Here is a 429-nt window from a genome sequence, read left to right as displayed (position 1 = left end):
TCGGAAGGCCGGTCGATGACCGCACCGACGGCCTCGCCCTCCCGAAGCCGAGCCTCTCGAACTTTCAGGAAGACGACGTGCCGCGCATTCGTCTCGCCCTCGAATTGATCGACGACGCCCTGCAGCTCCTGCACCTCGACATGGACACCCGCGACGCGGACCTGTCGGCGCGCGCCGCGTTGCTGGAATTCGCGGCCGCCCGGCCCAGCGCTGTTGCCTACGGCTACGACGCGCAGGGCCGCATCGCCACCGCGGCCTACCCGGTGGCGGGCGGTGCGATGCGCACCGACTCCTACCAATACGACGCCGGCACAGGCCGCCTCGGCGGCGTCACATCCACCGAGGCCAAGCCATGAATCTGGACCCCGTGATCCTCGCCGAGCTGATGCGCGGCGGCCCGCCGCCGTGGGTCAGCGGCCGCACCTACCC

The 429-nt window shown here is 71.1% G+C and carries 1 protein-coding gene; it reads left to right on the top strand.

Going from position 1 to position 429, the window contains the following annotated elements; genetic code table 11:
* Window positions 1–356 (top strand): hypothetical protein (locus AC066S_RS39560; protein ID WP_478272023.1); only part of this gene is annotated, 356 nt, incomplete at its 5' end.
* Window positions 357–429: the final 73 nt, after the last annotated feature.

This window comes from Bradyrhizobium sp. CFUWI, from assembly GCF_056429085.1.
This window is presented reverse-complemented; position numbering and strand designations above follow the sequence as displayed.